Here is a 17,242-nt window from a genome sequence, read left to right as displayed (position 1 = left end):
CACGATTGCATGAACGATTCGCTTCCCCCTTCCTTGTCCGGCAGCCTGCGCAGCGCGCGCTGGCGCCGTGCCGCGCTCGCGGCGCTGACCGCGCTCGCCGCGGCGCTGCCGTTCGCCGGTTTCGCCCCCGCCGCCCATGCCGAGCGCGCCGACAAGGACAAGCCGCTCAACATCGAAGCGGACAACATGACGTATGACGACCTCAAGCAGCAGACCATCTTCACGGGTCACGTGGTCGCCACCAAGGGCACGATCCTGATCAAGTCCGACAAGCTCGTCGTCACCCAGGATCCGCAGGGCTATCAGTACGCCACCGGCACGGTCGCGCCGGGCACGCCCGACGCCAACCTCGCGTACTTCCGCCAGAAGCGCGAAGGCATCGACGAATACGTCGAAGGCACGGCGGAGCGTATCGACTACGACGGCAAGCAGGACCTGACCACGCTCACCACGCGCGCGACGGTGCGCCGTCTGCAAGGTCTGTCCACGGTGATGGATCAGGTCCACGGCAGCGTCATCACGTACGACGGCCAGAACGACTTCTACACGGCGAAGTCGGGTTCCGACGTCGCGGGCCCGGGCAATCCGAAGGGCCGCGTGCGCGCCATGCTGGCGCCGCGCAACGGCGGCGCGCAGCCGCTCACCGGCGCCTCGGCCACGCTCGCGCCGGCCACGAAGATTCAGGGAGCGCCGCAACAGTGAACGCCGCCACCACCGACTCCCCCATCCATCAGCGTCCGTCCGCGGGCAAGACGAGCTCGCTCGTCGTGCGCAACCTCAAGAAGCGCTACGGCTCGCGCACGGTCGTGAAAGACGTGTCGCTCGACGTGAAGAGCGGCGAAGTGGTCGGTCTGCTCGGTCCGAACGGCGCGGGCAAGACCACGTCGTTCTACATGATCGTCGGCCTCGTGCCGCTCGACGCGGGCGAAATCGACCTCGACGGCCAGTCCATCAGTCTGCTGCCGATCCACAAGCGCGCGGCGCTGGGCCTCTCGTATTTGCCGCAGGAAGCCTCGGTGTTCCGCAAGCTCACCGTCGAGGAGAACATCCGCGCGGTGCTGGAGCTGCAACACGACGAGAACGGCAAGCGTCTGAGCAAGGACGTGATCACGCAGCGCGCCGAAGCGCTGCTCGACGAACTCCAGATCGCGCACCTGCGCGAGAATCCGGCGCTGTCGCTGTCGGGCGGCGAACGCCGCCGCGTGGAAATCGCGCGCGCGCTGGCGACCGATCCGAGCTTCATTCTGCTCGACGAACCGTTCGCGGGCGTCGACCCGATCGCCGTGCTCGAAATCCAGAAGATCGTGAAGTTCCTGAAGCAGCGCAACATCGGCGTGCTGATCACGGACCACAACGTGCGCGAGACGCTCGGCATCTGCGACCACGCGTACATCATCAGCGACGGCACCGTGCTCGCCTCCGGCGCGCCCGGTGACATCATCGAAAACGAAAGCGTTCGCCGCGTCTACCTCGGCGAACACTTCCGCATGTAATCTCCGCGCCCGCGCGCCGCACGCGCGCGGGGGCAGCGCCGCCGCGCTTCGTTCGCGCTCGATTCACGCAGCGTCCGCGCGGCGCGCCTGCCGGAGCGCCCGCACGCCGCTGCGGGCAAACGCCGCGCCGGCGCCTGCTTTCCCCTGAGTTTTTCCCGAGTTTTCCTGGATTTTCCGTCCGGACTTTCCGTGATGTTCCGTTGTGCTTGCCCGCGCAATCGCGAGCGACGCGCGCCCCGAGGCCGGGTGCGCGATGCACGCCGCACGCGTGCGCGAACCGCTGTTTGCGCACTAAATTCCGCCCGCGAGATGCCGTTGCACCAGTGCAGGGCACGCGCGTTTTCGCGGATGTCGTGTGGTATCGCGAGCGTGGCAAACTCTTTACAATGAATCGCACACCGCCATGAAAGCCAGCCTCCAACTCCGCCTCTCGCAGCATCTTGCGCTGACTCCGCAACTGCAACAGTCCATCCGGCTGCTGCAGCTGTCAACGCTCGAACTGCAGCAGGAAGTCGCCACCGCGATCTCGCAGAATCCGCTGCTCGAGAACGACGACGACTGGATCGCGAGCCCCTTGCGCGTGGCCGCCGACGGGTCGCTCATCGCCCAGCCGCCGGCTTCTTCCAACGCGGAACCGATGCAGGGCGCGAGCAACGGCTCGTCCTCCTCGTCGAGCGACAGCGATAGCAGCGACGGCGAACCGCGCGGCGTCGACGAATACGAAGGACTCGGCGGCGACGCCAACGGCGACTCAAGCCAATGGAACCTCGACGACTACGGCCGCTCGGGCAGTGCCTCCGACGACGACGACCTGCCGCCGCTGCAAATCCACGAATCCACCACCACGCTGCGCGACCATCTGATGGCGCAGCTGCGTGAAACGAACGCGAGCCCGCGCGACCGCGCGCTCATCACGTTCCTGATCGAATCGCTCGACGAAGACGGCTACCTGTCCGCCACGGGCGAGGAAATTCTTGCCGATATTCCCGAAGAACTCGAAGTCGACGCCGACGAACTCAACGCGGCGCTGGCACTGCTGCACAGCTTCGATCCCGCCGGCGTGGGCGCACGTTCCGCTTCGGAGTGTCTGAAGCTGCAATTGCTGCGCGTCACAACGTCGCCGGTGCGCACGCTTGCACTCGAGATCGTGTCGAATCATCTGGAACTGCTGGCCGCGCGCGACTTCACGCGCTTGCGCAAGCAACTGAAGACCGGCGACGACGAGCTGCGCGATGCCCATGCGCTGATCCGTTCGCTAGAGCCGTTCCCGGGTGCGGCGTACGGCAAGGCCGAAGCCGACTATGTGGTGCCGGACATCATCGTGAAGAAGGCGGGCCAGAACTGGCACGCCGAACTCAATCCGGACGTGGTGCCGAAGCTGCGCATCAACCACCTGTACGCGAATATTCTGCGCAATAACCGCGGCGATCCGGGCAGCGGCTCGCTGCGTCAACAGCTGCAGGAAGCGCGCTGGCTCATCAAGAATATCCAGCAGCGCTTCGAGACCATCCTGCGCGTGGCGCAGGCGATCGTCGAACGCCAGAAGAACTTTTTCGTGCACGGCGAAATCGCCATGCGCCCCTTGGTTTTGAGGGAGATTGCTGATACGCTGGGCCTACACGAATCAACTGTCTCGCGTGTGACAACCGGTAAATACATGCTGACTCCGTTCGGGACACTTGAATTTAAGTACTTCTTCGGATCGCATGTATCGACGGATACGGGGGGCGCAGCATCGTCCACCGCCATCCGCGCGCTCATCAAGCAACTCATAGGAGCCGAGAACACCAAATCCCCTCTTTCGGACAGCCGCATAGCCGAACTGCTGGCGGAACAGGGCTTCGTCGTCGCGCGACGCACCGTCGCGAAATATCGCGAAGCACTGAAGATTCCGGCGGTCAATCTGCGCAAGTCTCTTTAGGCTCATTCCGGCTTTTACGGAGTGGGCGTTTTCCGGCCGCAACGCCAGTTGGCGGACAGGGCCGGCCGAGCTAGCCCGTCGTAGCAGGCCTTTCGGGGAGCCGCACACAGGCAGTCAGTCGACCGGCACAGCCGCGCTTCACGCGTCACGCGGCCATCAGCCTGGAGAAGCACTATGAATCTGAAGATCAGTGGACACCATCTCGAAGTAACGCCAGCGTTGCGAGAATACGTGATCACCAAACTGGACAGGGTGCTAAGACATTTCGATCAGGTCATCGATGGCAATGTGGTCCTCTCGGTCGACAACCACAAGGAAAAGGACAAGAGACAGAAGGTGGAAGTGAACCTTCATCTGAAAGGCAAGGACATCTTCGTTGAGAGCTGCAATGGCGACATGTATGCCGCCATCGATCTCGTGGTCGACAAGCTCGATCGCCAGGTCGTGCGACACAAGGATCGCGTGCAAGGCCATGCTCACGAGGCGCTCAAGCATCAGCCCGCGGCGCCCATCGAGATTCCTCCGCAGTGACGCGCCTGGCGCGCGTGGGGTTTGAGAATTTGCGACGTTGATTCGACACTGATTCACTTCCCCCGGCCTTCGCGGCCAGCGCGCCGGAAGTCAATGCAGCACACGAACAAAGCCGCCCCACCCGGGCGGCTTTTTTCATGGGGTCGTCATGAGCACTGCGCAAGACGTGTCCGGCATCGAACGGTGTTCCCGGGTGCAACCACGCAACAATGGTTGCAATCATGCCCGGTGCATCGCACCATCGGCCACTATGCTTGCTCTATAATGGTCCAGTCACTTTCGGGGTAACACGTCCCACGGTCCCGGCATCAGGCTGTTTTTACCGATTCAGCCATGCGCGAACTCCGCGCCGACTGCCGGGGTGAGGAGCATTCAGGCCACGTTTTCGCCTGCCAACATGAATCGTTTAGCCAAAATTCTTCCCATCGAGAACGTCGTCGTCGGCCTGTCCGTTACCAGCAAGAAACGCGTCTTCGAACAAGCTGGGCTGATTTTCGAAAACCAGAACGGCATTGCGCGCAGCACGGTGACCGACAATCTGTTCGCGCGCGAACGCCTCGGCTCCACCGGTCTCGGTGAAGGCGTGGCCATTCCGCACGGCCGCATCAAAGGCCTGAAGCAGCCGCTCGCCGCTTTCGTGCGCCTGGCGGAGCCCATTGCGTTCGAAGCGCCCGACGGCCAGCCCGTTTCGCTCCTCATCTTCCTGCTCGTGCCCGAACAGGCCACGCAGCAGCATCTTGAAATCCTCTCCGAGATCGCCCAACTGTTGTCGGATCGCGAAACGCGCGAGCGGCTGCACACGGAAGAAGATCGCGAGACGTTGCATCGCCTGCTCACCCAGTGGCAACCTTGAAGCGGCAGGGCGCGCCCTGCGCCGCCCGTTGAGGCGGCGAGCGTGCGCCACGGCGCGAATCTCGTGCAGGCAGCGAGCCAACAGTTTTAGAGCGCGCGGTTAGAGCGACCAGTTAAGCGAGTCTTCGCGGAGTCAGCGACTCATGGACACTTCCAGCATCAACGCCCAAAGCATCTTCGACGACAACGCCACCACGCTGAAACTCAGCTGGCTGACGGGGCACGAAGGCTGGGAACGCGGCTTTTCGGCCGAGACGGTGGCCACGGCCACGGCGAGCGCCGACCTCGTCGGCCACCTGAACCTGATCCACCCGAACCGCATCCAGGTGCTCGGCGACGCCGAAATCCACTACTACCAGCGCCAGACCGACGAAGACCGCTCGCGCCACATGGCCGAGCTGATCGCACTCGAACCGCCGTTTCTCGTCGTCGCCGACGGCATGACCGCGCCGCCCGAACTGGTGCTGCGCTGCACGCGCTCCTCCACGCCGCTGTTTACCACGCCGATGTCGGCGGCCACCGTCATCGACAGCCTGCGCCTCTACATGTCGCGCATCCTCGCGCCGCGCGCGACGCTGCACGGCGTGTTCCTCGACATTCTCGGCATGGGCGTGCTGCTCACCGGCGACTCGGGTCTCGGCAAGAGCGAACTGGGCCTGGAGCTGATCAGCCGCGGTCATGGCCTCGTGGCCGACGACGCCGTCGATTTCGTGCGCCTCGGCCCCGATTTCGTCGAAGGCCGCTGCCCGCCGCTGCTGCAAAACCTGCTCGAAGTGCGCGGCCTGGGCCTGCTCGACATCAAGACGATCTTCGGCGAAACGGCCGTGCGCCGGAAGATGAAGCTCAAGCTGATCGTCCAGCTCGTGCGACGCCCGGACGGCGAATTCCAGCGCCTGCCGCTGGAAAGCCAAACGGTCGACGTGCTCGGCCTGCCGATCAGCAAGGTGACGATTCAGGTGGCCGCGGGCCGCAACCTCGCCGTGCTGGTGGAGGCCGCCGTGCGCAACACGATCCTGCAACTGCGCGGCATCGACACGCTGCGCGACTTCATGGATCGCCAGCGTCTCGCCATGCAGGATCCGGACAGCCAGTTTCCCGGCAAGCTGATCTGATCCCGCCGGTCTGATCCTGCTTTGACGCGCGTTGCGGCACGCTGCCGCAATGCGCCCGCCGTCTTCGTCTCTCCTCGTCCTTCTCATCCCACGCCGCGCTGCCTGGCGCCCGTCACGCGCCACCAGCAAGGCCGCGCGCGGCCGGAAGCGTCATAACAGTCGCACGGATCGGATGCTATGATGACCCAATCGGGTCCATCTCCACTCCCATGCGTATCATCCTGATCACCGGCATCTCGGGTTCCGGCAAGTCGGTGGCGCTCAATGCGCTCGAAGACGTCGGCTACTTCTGCGTGGACAATCTGCCTCCGCGCTTTCTGCCGCAACTCGCGCAATATCTGTCCGAAGACGGCTACGAGCGTCTCGCGGTGGCCATCGACGCGCGCTCGAGTTCGTCGTTCGACGACATGCCGGAGATGATCCGCGACCTCGCGCGCCGTCACGACGTGCGCGTGCTGTTTCTGAACGCCAGCACGCAGTCGCTCATCCAGCGCTTTTCCGAAACGCGCCGCCGTCATCCGCTCTCGGGTTCGGTCGCGCACGACGCCAACGTCGGCATGCTCAAGTCGCTCGAAGAAGCCATCGAGCACGAGCGCGAACTCGTCGCGAATCTCGCGGAATTCGGTCATCAGGTCGACACCAGCAATCTCAGCGCAAATTCGCTGCGCCAGTGGGTGAAGGTGTTCGTCGAAGGCGAACGCGGCTCGCTGATGCTCACCTTCGAATCGTTCGGCTTCAAGCGCGGCGTGCCGCTCGACGCGGACTTCGTGTTCGACGTGCGCACGCTGCCGAATCCGCATTACGACGCGCGCCTGCGGCCGCTTACCGGCCTCGATCAGCCCGTGATCGACTTTCTGAAGGCGCAACCGGCCGTCCACGAAATGATCGCCGACATCGGGGCGTTCGTCGCGAAATGGCTGCCGCATTTCCGTAACGACAACCGCAGTTACCTGACCATTGCGATCGGCTGCACGGGCGGCCAGCATCGTTCGGTCTTTATTGCCCAGACGCTCGCCACGCGCTTCGCCGGCGAGTCGAACGTGATCGTGCGTCATCGCGATGCGCCTCTCGACGTCGGAGAGTCGTCCCGCCTGATCGCCTGACCGGCCGCATCGCGCGGCCTTTTACCGAAAGCGTTGCGCCATGCCCTCGACTCCTGCCGTGCTTGCCGATTTGCCGCTCTTTCCGCTGCATACGGTGCTGTTCCCCGGCGGCCTGCTGCCGCTGAAGATCTTCGAAGCGCGTTATCTGGACATGGCGCGCGAATGTCTGCGCGAGGAATCGCCGTTCGGCGTGTGTCTGCTGAAAAGCGGCGGCGAGGTCGCACAACCCGACGAAACCGCCGCCGTGCCCGAAGCCGTGGGCTGTCTCGCGCGCATCGAGCAATGCGATGTGGAAACCTTCGGCATGCTGCTGATCCGCGCGCACGGCACGCAGCGTTTTCGCCTGCTCTCGCACCGCGTGCAGCCCGACGGCCTGCTCGTCGGCATGGCCGAGCTGCTGCCCGAAGACATCCCGCTCGAAGGCTCCGATCATCTCGCGCGTTTTGGCGCATGCGCGGAAGTGCTGGAGCGCATCATCGCGACCCTTCGCGAACGCGATCCGTCGAGCGTGCCGTTCGCCGAGCCGTTCCGTTTCGACGATCCATCCTGGGTCTCGAACCGTCTCGCCGAAGTGCTGCCGATCGCCCTGCGCGCGCGCCAGAAGCTGATGGAACTGGACGACGCCAGCGCGCGCATCGACGTCGTGCATCACTACATGCAGCAGCATCAGTTGCTCTGATGCCGCAGTGATCCGCGCGGCGTTTCCGGGTTAGATCAGCGAACCGCGCAATCCGTCGAGCAGCTTGCGCACCGGCGCGGGCACGCCATAGGCGTCGATCTCGCGCAGCGCGACCCACGCCGTTTCCCCATCCTGCGCGACGAGCGCACCGCCCTTGCGCGCGTCGAGTTCAACGACGCGCGGCTCGATGTCGAGCTTGAAATGCGTGAAGGTGTGTTGGAGCGACGCGAGCGCGGACGCCTTCGCGCCCTGCGCGCCATAACCGTCGGCGCGCGCGGCCAGCGCGGCTTCGTCGGCGGCTTCGGGCAGGCTCCACAGGCCGCCCCAGATGCCCGAAGGCGGACGCTTTTCCAGCATCACCGCGTCGCCGTCGAGCAGGATCAGCATCCACGTCTGACGCGTGGGCACCGCCTTTTTCGGCCGCGAGGCGGGCAACTGGCGTTGCCGGTTCGTCGTCTTCGCCACGCAGTCGGAGGCGAACGGGCAGCGCTCGCAGTCGGGCTTGCCGCGCGTGCAGAGCGTCGCGCCCAGATCCATCAGACCTTGCGTGTAGGCGCTCACGTCGGCGTCGGTGGCGTCGGCGCCCGGCACGAGCGATTCGGCGAGCGTCCACATCGCGTTTTCCACGCGCTTCTCGCCCGGAAAGCCTTCCACGCCGAACACGCGCGCGAGCACGCGCTTCACGTTGCCGTCGAGAATCGTCGCGCGCGCGCCGAACGCGAACGAGGCGATCGCGGCGGCGGTCGAGCGGCCGATGCCGGGCAGCTCCGCGAGTCCTTCGACCGTCGACGGAAATTGTCCGCCATGGCTCTCGGCGACCACCTGCGCGCAACGATGCAGATTGCGCGCGCGCGTGTAGTAGCCGAGCCCGGCCCACAGCGCCATCACGTCGTCGGCGGGCGCGGCGGCGAGCGCCTCGACCGTCGGAAAGCGATCGAGAAAGCGCGCGTAGTACGGAATCACGGTGGAAACCTGCGTCTGCTGCAGCATGATTTCCGAGAGCCAGATGCGGTACGGGTCGCGCGTGTTCTGCCACGGCAGGTCGTGGCGGCCGTGTTCGCGCTGCCACGCGATCAGGCGCGGCGCGAAGCTCGCGAGCAATTCGGCGGAATAAGTGGATTGCAGCGCGTCGGGCGCGGGCTTTGCGGAGGTCTTGAGATACATGAACGGACTGACGGATCAGCGCTGACAGCGCGGACAGAAATAGGTCGACCGCTGGCCTTGCACGATCTGTTTGATCGGCGTGCCGCACACACGGCAGGGCTGGCCCGCGCGGTCGTAAACGAAGTATTCGAGCTGGAAATAGCCGCTTTCGCCGTTGCTGCCGACGAAGTCGCGCAAGGTGCTGCCGCCTTTTTCGATGGCCGAGGCGAGCACGGCGCGCACGGCGTCGGCGAGCAGTTCGTAGCGCGCGAGCGAGACGCGTCCGGCGGCCGTGGTCGGCCGGATACCGGCGCGAAAGAGACTTTCCGACGCGTAGATATTGCCCACGCCCACGACGATGTCACCGGCCAGCAGCGCCTGCTTCACCGACACCTTGCGCCCGCGCGTCTCGCGAAACAGCAACGCGCCGTCGAAGGCGGGCGTGAATGGCTCGATGCCGAGGTTCGCGAGCAGCGGATGGCCGAGCACGTCGCCGTCCTCGCGCGCGTGCCAGAGCACGGCGCCAAAGCGGCGCGGATCGCGAAAACGCAAGGTGAAGTCGTCGAACAGCCAGTCGATGTGATCGTGCTTTTCCGCAACCGGCGGCTTCGGAAGATTACGTAACACGCGCAGGGTGCCGGTCATGCCAAGATGCACGATGAACCAGCCGTCTTCGACCTCGAACAGCAGATATTTGCCGCGTCGTCCAACCGAACGGACCGTGCGACCGCGCAGTATGCGCGCAAGCGAGGCCGGCACAGGCCAGCGCAGCGAGCCGTTGCGCACGTCGACACGCTCCACGCGACGGCCCGCGATCCACGGCTCGATGCCACGGCGGGTCACTTCAACTTCTGGCAACTCTGGCATCTTTAATCAGTTTGTGAGGTTGGGCTGGGAAAATGGCGGACAGCGCGGTGCACAGCGCGACGCAGCATGGTCGCCAGGCCCGGCGACCGCGCGGGGCTGGTCTGCAACTTGCGTCATCGTCGTGCGCGTATTGTAGCCAGCGCGTTACAATCGACCGAAACATTCGACGGAATTCCATGGAACTGTCTTTCGTAAAGCTGTTTGCGAAGCGCCTGCCCCACGCGGCGCCGCGTCTGCGCAAAACGTTCGAACTCCGCGCGTTCGGCCCCCGGAAACTGATCGGCGCCGCCGTGCTCGCAGCCTGGGCGCTGAGCACGTCGAGCGCGTACGCACAGGATCCGTCCCCCGACACGGACGACACTTCCGTGACCATGCCGGACGCGTTCGGCCCCGCGACGGCGGACGAAAAGAAGGATCTGCCCGCGATTCCGCTCACGAGCCAGATCACCTTCCAGGTGCTCGCCGCTGAAATCGCGCTCCAGCGCGATCAGCCCGCGCCCGCCTATCAGACGTATCTTGCGCTCGCGCGCGATACGCACGATCCGCGCATGGCGCAGCGTGCAACGGAAATCGCGCTCGCGGCGCAAAGCCCGACCGACGCGCTCACCGCCGTGCAGCTCTGGCAGCAATACGCGCCCGACTCGGAGCGCGCCGCGCAACTCGACGCCTCGCTGCTCGTGCTCGCCGGCAAGCCCGCCGACGCGCAGCCGCTGCTCGCGCGCGAGCTGGCCCGCGTGCCGGCCGACAGCCGCGGCCCGGCCATCCTCTCGCTGCAACTGCTGCTTTCGCGCGGCCCGAACCGCTCCGGCGGTCTCGACGTGCTCAAGGCGCTGCTCGTCAACGACATGGACCGCCCCGAAGCGCAACTCGCCATCGGCCGTCAGCAACTGCTCGCCGACGACGTGCCCGGCGCACGCAAGTCGTTCGAACAGGCGCTCGCGAAGAAGAGCGACTACCTGCCCGCCGCGCTGATGCTCGTGCAAATGGGCCCGGAGGAGCGCGCCGAAGGCATTGCGGCCATCGAGCAGTACGTCAAGCAGAATCCGAAGTCGCGCGACGGCCACCTTGCGCTCGCGCAGACCTACCTCGCGGCCAACCGCCTCGACGACGCGCAGAAGCAGTTTGAAATCCTGCACAAGTCCAAGCCGGACGACCTGATGCCGATGATGGCGCTCGCGCTCATCGACGTGCAGCAGAAGAAGTACGACGACGCGAAGAAGTATCTGGTTCAGTACGCGCAGGCGGCCGAAAAGGTCACGGGCGGCGACCCGGGCCAAGCCTACATCTACCTCGCGCAATTGTCGGCTGAACAGAAGGACGACGCGGGCGCCGACGCCTGGCTGAACAAGATCGGCCCGACCAGCCAGCAATACGTGCCGGCGCAGGTGATGCGCGCGCAACTGCTCGACAAGCAGGGCAAGGTCGACGACGCGCGACGCCTGCTCGCGGGCATCCAGAGCGACGATCCGCGCGACCAGTCGCTGATCGCCCGCACGGACGCCTCGATCCTGTTCGACGCGAAGCGTTATCCGGAAGCCGAAGCGCGCCTCGCGAAGGCCACCGCCGACTTCCCTGACGACCCCGATCTCACCTACGACTACGCGATGGCCGCCGAAAAGAACGGTCACTACGAAGTCATGGAAGCGCAGTTGCGCAAGCTGATCAAGACGCAGCCCGACAATCCGCAGGCCTACAACGCGCTCGGCTATTCGCTCGCCGACCGTAACCAGCGCCTGCCGGAAGCCGACCGTCTGGTCGAGAAGGCTTCGGCGCTCGCCCCCGACGACGCGTTCATCATGGACAGCGTGGGCTGGGTCAAGTACCGCATGGGCGACAACGCCGACGCCATCAAGCTGCTGCGCAAGGCTTACAGCATGCAGCCGAACGCCGAAATCGGCGCGCATCTGGGTGAAGTGCTGTGGAAGAACGGCGACCAGGACGGCGCACGTCAGGCCTGGCGCGAAGCCCGCAAGCTCGAACCCGACAACGACACGCTCCTGAAGACGCTCCAGCGCCTCCAGGTCAACGATCTCTGATGGCCGATTCCCGACTCAGCATCCGTTCCGCCGTGTTGCGCCCCGTATTGCGCCCTGCGCTGCGCCTCGCGCCGGGCGCGGCGCTCGCCGCGCTGCTCGCCCTCGCGGGCTGCGCGACGCAGGCGCCGCACGAGCCGTCCACGGCGCGCGCCACAACCTCGCTCACCACGCAGACGAACCGCGCCTATCACGGCCGTTTTGCCGTGCAGTACAACGACCAGAACGGCCAGCAGCGCAACGCGTACGGTAATTTCGACTGGCGTCAGACCGACTCCACCGTGACCTTGCAGTTGCTCAATCCGCTCGGATCGACGCTCGCGATCGTCACGTCGGCGCCGTCGCAGGCCACGCTCGAACTGCCGAACAAGCCGCCGCTCACCGCCGACAACGTCGGCACGCTGATGCAGCAGGCGCTCGGCTTCGCGCTGCCGGTCGAAGGTCTGCGCTACTGGCTGCAACCGTCGGTCGCGCCCAGTTCGCGCGCGCATACGAGCGCCGACCCGCAGAACCCGCAACGTCTTTCGCAGATCGAGCAGGACGGCTGGACCATCGACTACATCGCTTACGCGGACGCGCCCGCGACCGGCGTCAAGCGCGTGAATCTCACCCGCGAAGATCCGCCGCTTCAGATCAAGCTCGTGCTCGACCAGTAAAATCCAGCACGACACGACCGTCGCGCGGCCCGCCGCACGACGGTCAGGCAAGCCTCAACGCACCATGACCGAAACTCAAGACTCGCTGCGCGACTGCCTCGCGCCCGCGAAACTCAATCTCTTCCTGCACATCACGGGCCGCCGCCCGAATGGCTATCACGATCTGCAGACCGTGTTCCAGTTGCTCGACTGGGGCGATACGCTGCATTTCACGCGCCGCCACGACGGCCGCATCACGCGCACCGTCGAAGTCGAAGGCGTGCCGGCCGAACACGATCTCACCGTGCGCGCGGCCAAGCTGCTCAAGGAGCACACGGGTACGCAGGAAGGCGTCGAGATCGACATCGAAAAGCGTCTGCCGATGGGCGCCGGTCTCGGCGGCGGCAGCTCCGATGCGGCCACCACGCTGCTCGCGCTGAACCGCCTCTGGAAGCTCAATCTGCCGCGCCTCGAATTGCAGGAACTGGCACTGAAACTGGGCGCCGATGTGCCCTTCTTCGTGTTCGGGAAAAATGCATTTGCGGAGGGTGTTGGCGAGGCGCTGGAATGTGTACAATTGCCCCCGCGTCATTTTCTGGTTGTGACGCCGCAGGTTCATGTTCCTACCGCTGAAATTTTTTCAGAAAAGTCGTTGACAAGGGACACAGAGACCTGCACAATAGCAGTCTTTCTTGCACAGCAAGCAGCGCAGAACGGATGGCCAGACAGTTTCGGCCGGAACGATATGCAAGCGGTTGTCGCAGGAAAATACGCGGAAGTAGCGCAGGTGATCAAGTGGTTCGAGAACATCTCGAGCAGCACAACATCGGCGCGGATGACCGGATCGGGTGCAAGCGTTTTCGCAGCATTCACCAGTCGGGCCGAAGCAGAAACGGTGCAAGCCAAACTGCAAGCGGAACACCCAACCTGGAGAAGCGCGGTAGCCTCGAGTCTGGACACGCATCCACTCTTCACTTTCGCGTCATAGTTTTGCGTGGCTGATCGCTCTACCGGTCAGTCAGGCTAGAAGTTGAGTGTAGGGGAGTCGCCAAGTTGGTCAAGGCACCGGATTTTGATTCCGGCATGCGAGGGTTCGAGTCCTTCCTCCCCTGCCAAAAATTCTAAAAGCAGTTCGCCCAAGTAGTTCCTCTCGCCCCCCCAAAGTCCGCAGCAGGTGCATGATGAGCAGCCATGACGGCCTGATGGTTTTTACTGGCAACGCAAATCCCGCGCTTGCACAGGAAGTCGTCAAGATCCTCGGTATTCCCCTCGGCAAGGCTATGGTTAGCCGCTTCTCCGACGGTGAAATCCAGGTCGAAATCCAGGAAAACGTGCGTGGCAAGGACGTCTTCGTCCTCCAGTCCACCTGCGCGCCGACCAACGACAACCTCATGGAACTGATGATCATGGTCGATGCGCTCAAGCGCGCATCCGCAGGCCGGATCACTGCAGCCATCCCCTACTTCGGCTATGCCCGTCAAGACCGCCGCCCCCGTTCGGCGCGCGTCGCCATCTCGGCGAAGGTCGTGGCGAACATGCTGGAAATCGCGGGCGTCGAGCGGATCATCACGATGGATCTGCACGCTGACCAGATCCAGGGCTTCTTCGATATTCCCGTCGACAACATCTACGCAACGCCCGTGCTGCTCGGCGATCTGCGCAAGCAGAACTACGAGAACCTGCTGGTCGTTTCGCCGGACGTCGGCGGCGTGGTGCGCGCCCGTGCGCTCGCCAAGCAACTCGGCTGCGATCTCGCGATCATCGACAAGCGTCGTCCGAAGGCGAACGTCGCCGAAGTGATGAACATCATCGGTGAAGTCGAAGGCCGCACCTGCGTGATCATGGACGACATGGTCGACACCGCCGGCACGCTCTGCAAGGCAGCGCAAGTGCTGAAGGAACGCGGCGCAAAGCAGGTCTTCGCTTACGCCACGCACCCGGTTCTCTCGGGTGGCGCTGGCGAGCGTATCGCAGCTTCCGCACTGGACGAACTGGTCGTCACCGACACGATTCCGCTGGGCGCAGAAGCCCGCGCGTGCTCGAAGATCCGCGCGCTCACGAGCGCCGGCCTGCTCGCGGAGACGTTCTCGCGTATCCGCCGCGGCGACTCGGTGATGTCGCTGTTCGCAGAAAGCTAAAAAGAATTGACGCGCAAAGCGCGGTGTTCGCGAGAATGCCGCGCTTTTGCACGTAATCGGCGCGAACGGACGAAGGTTCGTGCTGCATCGCTGGGGGCCAGAAGACAGCCGTGCTGTCGACAAGGCCCCGTTTTACTGCCTGGTCGCGGGCAGTGCATTGGAGAATCACATGAAAGTCATCGCTTTCGAGCGTAACCTGCAAGGTACGGGTGCGAGCCGCCGCCTGCGCATCGCTGGCAAGACCCCTGGCATCGTTTACGGTGTCGGTTCGGAACCCCAGCTGGTCGAACTCGACCACAACGCGCTGTGGCACGCCCTGAAGAAGGAATCCTTCCACTCGTCGATCCTCGAGCTCGAAGTGGCAGGCAAGTCGCAACAGGTTCTGCTGCGCGACGTGCAATACCACCCGTTCCGTCAGCTCGTGCTGCACGTGGACTTCCAGCGCGTGGACCCGAACAAGAAGATCCACACGAAGGTGCCCCTGCACTTCATGAACCAGGAAACCAACCCGGCCGTCAAGCTGGGTGGCGCGATCATCTCGCACGTCCTCGCGGAAATCGAAGTGGTTTGCCTGCCGGGCCAACTGCCGGAATTCCTCGAAGTCGACCTGGCGAAGATCGAAGCCGGTCAATCGCTGCACGCCAAGGACATCACGCTGCCGGCAGGTGTGACGCTGGTTCCGCACATCGAAGCGGAAAACCCGGTCGTCGCGTCGGCACCGGTGCCGGCTGGCGCACAAGCCGCTGCTGAAGGCGAAGCAGCAGCTGAATAAGCTGCGGCAACAAGCCGATCCTCTCGATCCGTCTCAATAGAGACGGTCGACGTGACCCGCCGCGGTTCGCCCCGGCGGGTTTTTTTTCGCACTCTTTCATACACTTCCGTACACTTGCGGATCACGCTCCGGCCGCTGGCCGTCGAGCATTCAGCGATCTTGCAGGCGGAAACACCACCATGATCAGGTTGATCGTCGGGCTCGGCAATCCGGGCGCCGAATATACGGCGACGCGCCACAACGCGGGCTTCTGGCTCGTGGACCAGCTCGCGCGCGACGCCGGCACGACGCTGCGCGACGAGCGCCGCTTTCACGGCCACTACGCGAAGGCGCGCCTCTACGGCGAGGAAGTGCATCTGCTCGAACCGCAGACCTATATGAACCGCTCGGGCCAGTCGGTCGTCGCGGTCGCGAACTTCTTCAAGATCCTGCCCGACGAGATCCTCGTCGCGCACGACGAACTCGATCTGCCGCCCGGCACCGTGAAGCTCAAGCTCGGCGGCGGCAGCGGCGGCCACAACGGCCTGAAGGATATTTCCGCGCATCTGTCGACGCAGCAATACTGGCGACTGCGCATCGGCATCGGCCATCCGCGCGATCTGATTCCCGAAGGCGCGCGCGCGGGCGCCAAGCCCGACGTGGCGAACTTCGTGCTCAAGCCGCCGCGCCGCGAAGAGCAGGACGTGATCGACGCGTCGATCGAGCGCTCGCTCGCGATCATGCCCACCTTCGTGAAGGGCGAAACCGAGCGCGCCGTGATGCTGCTGCATCGCAACGGCTGAAGTCGGCGTTGCGCGGATAACCTTGCGTCAAGGTGCGCGCCGTGCGTCACGCGCGGCTGCACAAGTCTTATCGAATGAGTGAAGGAGAGCGTCTTGAGTCGTTTCTGGAGTGACATCGTCCACCGTCTCGTACCGTACGTGCCCGGCGAACAGCCGGCGCTCGCGCATCCGGTGAAGCTCAACACCAACGAGAATCCCTACCCGCCCTCGCCGCGCGTGCTCGACGCGATCCGCGCCGAACTGGGCGAGCACAGCGAGTCGCTGCGCCGCTATCCCGATCCGGTCGCGAAGAATCTGCGCGCCGCCGTGGCCGCGCATCACGGTCTGCGCGCCGATCAGGTGTTCGTGGGCAATGGCTCCGACGAAGTGCTCGCGCACGCGTTCCTCGCGCTGCTCAAGCACGACCAGCCGATTCTCTTTCCCGATATCACCTACAGCTTTTATCCGACCTACGCGCGGCTCTACGAAGTCGAGTACCGCACGGTGCCGCTCGACGAACAATTCCAGATTCGCGTGGACGACTATCTGCAGCCGAACGGCGGCGTGATCTTCCCGAATCCGAATGCGCCGACCGGTCATGCGCTGCCGCTCGCCGAGATCGAGCGGGTGGTCGCGGGCAATCCGGATTCGGTCGTGATCGTCGACGAAGCGTATGTGGATTTCGGCGCCGAGTCGGCCATCGCGCTGATCGACCGCTATCCGAATCTGCTCGTCGTGCATACGACTTCGAAGTCGCGTTCGCTCGCGGGCATGCGCGTGGGCTTTGCGTTCGGTCACGCCGATCTGATCGACGCGCTCAACCGCGTGAAGGACAGCTTCAACTCGTATCCGCTCGATCGACTGGCGCAAGCGGCCGGCGTGGCCGCCTACGAGGACGTCGCGTACTTCCGCTCGACCTGCGAACGCGTGATCGCGAGCCGCACGCGCCTGAATGCGGCGCTCGAGGCGCTGGGCTTCGAGGTCGTGCCGTCGGCGGCGAACTTCGTGTTCGCGAAGCATCCGAAGCACGACGCGGCCGGCATTGCCGCGAAGCTGCGCGAAAAGGAAATCTTCGTGCGCCATTTCAAGCTGCCGCGTATCGATCAGCATCTGCGCATCTCGATTGGCACCGACGCGGAATGCGATACGCTCGTCGAGGCGCTCAAAGCCATCGTCGCCTGAGCCTCGCTGTGAGCCTGGTT

The 17,242-nt window shown here is 64.5% G+C and carries 17 protein-coding genes and 1 tRNA gene; 16 read left to right on the top strand and 2 right to left on the bottom strand.

Going from position 1 to position 17,242, the window contains the following annotated elements:
- Positions 1 to 9: 9 nt before the first annotated feature.
- The 8 genes from lptA to BMY06_RS02985 all read left to right on the top strand — a co-directional run bounded on the left by lptA (position 10) and on the right by BMY06_RS02985 (position 7,691).
- A complete protein-coding gene (gene lptA / locus BMY06_RS03020) occupies positions 10 to 702 on the top strand; it encodes a lipopolysaccharide transport periplasmic protein LptA (RefSeq protein ID WP_074981486.1) in 693 nt (230 codons plus the stop codon).
- Between the two features lie 23 nt (positions 703 to 725).
- Positions 726 to 1,493, top strand: a complete 768-nt coding sequence (lptB, locus tag BMY06_RS03015) for an LPS export ABC transporter ATP-binding protein (RefSeq protein WP_110325612.1) — start codon at positions 726 to 728, stop codon at positions 1,491 to 1,493.
- A gap of 403 nt (positions 1,494 to 1,896) precedes the next feature.
- Entirely contained in the window at positions 1,897 to 3,414 is a 1,518-nt protein-coding gene (locus BMY06_RS03010; protein WP_074981484.1) for an RNA polymerase factor sigma-54, read from the top strand.
- A gap of 174 nt (positions 3,415 to 3,588) precedes the next feature.
- Positions 3,589 to 3,945: a ribosome hibernation-promoting factor, HPF/YfiA family gene (gene hpf / locus BMY06_RS03005; RefSeq protein ID WP_065062206.1), complete on the top strand. Its 357-nt coding sequence runs from the start codon at positions 3,589 to 3,591 to the stop codon at positions 3,943 to 3,945.
- A gap of 397 nt (positions 3,946 to 4,342) precedes the next feature.
- Entirely contained in the window at positions 4,343 to 4,798 is a 456-nt protein-coding gene (ptsN, locus tag BMY06_RS03000; protein ID WP_027815677.1) for a PTS IIA-like nitrogen regulatory protein PtsN, read from the top strand.
- Positions 4,799 to 4,940: 142 nt separating this feature from the next.
- Positions 4,941 to 5,909 (top strand): HPr(Ser) kinase/phosphatase, encoded by a 969-nt coding sequence (gene hprK / locus BMY06_RS02995; RefSeq protein WP_027795920.1) that lies wholly within the window; start codon positions 4,941 to 4,943, stop codon positions 5,907 to 5,909.
- A gap of 209 nt (positions 5,910 to 6,118) precedes the next feature.
- Entirely contained in the window at positions 6,119 to 7,012 is an 894-nt protein-coding gene (rapZ, locus tag BMY06_RS02990) for an RNase adapter RapZ (protein ID WP_065062204.1), read from the top strand.
- A gap of 40 nt (positions 7,013 to 7,052) precedes the next feature.
- Positions 7,053 to 7,691 (top strand): LON peptidase substrate-binding domain-containing protein, encoded by a 639-nt coding sequence (locus BMY06_RS02985; protein WP_065062202.1) that lies wholly within the window; start codon positions 7,053 to 7,055, stop codon positions 7,689 to 7,691.
- 30 nt (positions 7,692 to 7,721) lie between these two features.
- Here the strand turns inward: BMY06_RS02985 and mutY are convergent, their stop codons facing one another.
- Positions 7,722 to 8,855 (bottom strand): A/G-specific adenine glycosylase, encoded by a 1,134-nt coding sequence (gene mutY / locus BMY06_RS02980; protein ID WP_080180577.1) that lies wholly within the window; start codon positions 8,853 to 8,855, stop codon positions 7,722 to 7,724.
- Between the two features lie 15 nt (positions 8,856 to 8,870).
- Complete coding sequence (gene mutM, locus BMY06_RS02975) at positions 8,871 to 9,701, bottom strand: bifunctional DNA-formamidopyrimidine glycosylase/DNA-(apurinic or apyrimidinic site) lyase (RefSeq protein WP_074981480.1); 831 nt, start codon at positions 9,699 to 9,701, stop codon at positions 8,871 to 8,873.
- Between the two features lie 176 nt (positions 9,702 to 9,877).
- On the opposite strand from mutM, the gene BMY06_RS02970 reads away from it, so the two are divergent.
- From BMY06_RS02970 to hisC, 8 genes are all read left to right on the top strand, one after another.
- Positions 9,878 to 11,737, top strand: a complete 1,860-nt coding sequence (locus BMY06_RS02970; protein ID WP_065062198.1) for a tetratricopeptide repeat protein — start codon at positions 9,878 to 9,880, stop codon at positions 11,735 to 11,737.
- Complete coding sequence (lolB, locus tag BMY06_RS02965; RefSeq protein ID WP_065062197.1) at positions 11,737 to 12,390, top strand: lipoprotein insertase outer membrane protein LolB; 654 nt, start codon at positions 11,737 to 11,739, stop codon at positions 12,388 to 12,390. The genes BMY06_RS02970 and lolB overlap by 1 nt, the downstream gene beginning before the upstream one ends.
- 64 nt (positions 12,391 to 12,454) lie before the next feature.
- Positions 12,455 to 13,357: a 4-(cytidine 5'-diphospho)-2-C-methyl-D-erythritol kinase gene (gene ispE / locus BMY06_RS02960; protein ID WP_074981478.1), complete on the top strand. Its 903-nt coding sequence runs from the start codon at positions 12,455 to 12,457 to the stop codon at positions 13,355 to 13,357.
- 50 nt (positions 13,358 to 13,407) lie between these two features.
- Positions 13,408 to 13,484, top strand: a tRNA-Gln gene (locus BMY06_RS02955).
- 66 nt (positions 13,485 to 13,550) lie between these two features.
- Positions 13,551 to 14,507 (top strand): ribose-phosphate pyrophosphokinase, encoded by a 957-nt coding sequence (locus BMY06_RS02950; RefSeq protein WP_027815686.1) that lies wholly within the window; start codon positions 13,551 to 13,553, stop codon positions 14,505 to 14,507.
- A gap of 169 nt (positions 14,508 to 14,676) precedes the next feature.
- Positions 14,677 to 15,279, top strand: coding sequence for a 50S ribosomal protein L25/general stress protein Ctc (locus BMY06_RS02945; RefSeq protein ID WP_065062193.1), 603 nt, complete (start codon positions 14,677 to 14,679; stop codon positions 15,277 to 15,279).
- Between the two features lie 179 nt (positions 15,280 to 15,458).
- Positions 15,459 to 16,061: an aminoacyl-tRNA hydrolase gene (pth, locus tag BMY06_RS02940; protein WP_065062191.1), complete on the top strand. Its 603-nt coding sequence runs from the start codon at positions 15,459 to 15,461 to the stop codon at positions 16,059 to 16,061.
- A gap of 93 nt (positions 16,062 to 16,154) precedes the next feature.
- Positions 16,155 to 17,222: a histidinol-phosphate transaminase gene (gene hisC / locus BMY06_RS02935; protein WP_074981476.1), complete on the top strand. Its 1,068-nt coding sequence runs from the start codon at positions 16,155 to 16,157 to the stop codon at positions 17,220 to 17,222.
- Positions 17,223 to 17,242 lie beyond the last annotated feature (20 nt).

This window comes from Paraburkholderia tropica, assembly GCF_900109265.1.
In the GTDB taxonomy this organism is placed as follows: domain Bacteria; phylum Pseudomonadota; class Gammaproteobacteria; order Burkholderiales; family Burkholderiaceae; genus Paraburkholderia; species Paraburkholderia tropica.
This window is presented reverse-complemented; position numbering and strand designations above follow the sequence as displayed.